Source organism: Tritonibacter sp. SIMBA_163 (assembly GCF_046535935.1).
Lineage (GTDB): Bacteria > Pseudomonadota > Alphaproteobacteria > Rhodobacterales > Rhodobacteraceae > Epibacterium > Epibacterium scottomollicae.
In genome coordinates, this window is record NZ_JAWJBP010000086.1 from 1 (window position 1) to 650 (window position 650).

General features: G+C 33.2%; 1 protein-coding gene. It reads right to left on the reverse strand.

What is annotated here, in order from left to right; genetic code table 11:
• Positions 1-193: 193 nt before the first annotated feature.
• Positions 194-650: tetratricopeptide repeat protein (locus tag R0J92_RS21520; RefSeq protein ID WP_411053131.1), on the reverse strand; the 457-nt coding region annotated here is incomplete at its 5' end.

The window sequence follows — 650 nt, forward strand, 5'->3', positions numbered from 1 at the left end:
AAAGGAGTAGTTATAGTGAGTTTTAAGAAAAAAACAATTAAATTACTTTTAGTTTTATCTTTTTCATTGTCTTCTGCTTCGGTTTTTCTTCCAAATAATGCAGACGCTAGATGATGAGGTGGCCAATGAGACGTTTGAAGTCATGGCTCATTGGCATATTGGTATTAAGAATTACATAATTAGTTCCTGAATTTTAAGGAGAAATTAAGATTGCTATTGTCCAGTGGTGAATATTGTTTATGTGACTATTGTTGTAAAGTGCATCTAGTATCATGAGTTTTGCTCTGTATTCATCTTCGTTATTTTCCTCGACTAGATTCCATGCTTTTTTGTACCAGACAAGAGCTTTGTCAGTTTTTCGACTTTTAAAACAGACTTTGCTAAGCATGTAATATGTGCGGATGGTGTTCAATGATTCCCTGTGTTCTGGTATATCAATTGCTTTTAGTAAATGGCTTTCAGCTTGTAATAGATCACCACGTTTTTCATAACTGATACCGATATTGTAATGAGCTAAACTTTTGGTGTATGAATCCCCGATTTCATCTGATTTTTTAATGATGGTTGCATAATGTTGATCAGCTTTTTTATAACTCATTAATTCCATTTTGTTATGTGCGATTACCAATTCGCATTGGAGTTGTCTTGAT